We start from the raw sequence: 523 nt of genomic DNA, 5'->3' as shown, positions 1-523 counted from the left end.
ATACCTCCAGTCACACTAATCGCCATACGCCCACCAGTGCTCGCGCAGTAGTTTGAAGCAGAAGCTATTTTATTATCATCACCATCACCACCACCATCACCATCACCATCACCATCACCATCACCATCACAATCATCACCTGTACAATTACCAACAGTCACATTATGAATCCCAATACCAATTGGAGCACCTCTACTCCCCCCATCAGTAGCTGAATTAGATTTACATTGACCATAAGGTAAGCAGAATGAACTTAATAAACTTTCACCTTTAACGCCAGCTCCACAATCACCAGAGAGCCCAGGTTTACTGCTATCAAATGTTGAAACATATAAGCGATAGTTCATAGCTAATGGTGTACCAAAAATTTTCTCACTTTGTAATTTATAATCACTACACCCTGCCTTTGTACCATCGATACCTGCAACACAGTTGTCGAATTCATAATACCAACCATCCTTCCCACCATAAGGTGCAACAAGAGTTGTATTACTATAACGATTAGTTTCAGTCAGCTTACCCA

1 pseudogene is annotated in these 523 nt (G+C 41.1%); it reads right to left on the bottom strand.

From position 1 onward, the window contains the following. Nucleotides 1–523, bottom strand: a pseudogene (locus RR876_RS17350) (pilus assembly protein PilY); the annotation flags it as partial.

The organism is Acinetobacter sp. (assembly GCF_036666595.1).
GTDB lineage: Bacteria > Pseudomonadota > Gammaproteobacteria > Pseudomonadales > Moraxellaceae > Acinetobacter.
This window is presented reverse-complemented; position numbering and strand designations above follow the sequence as displayed.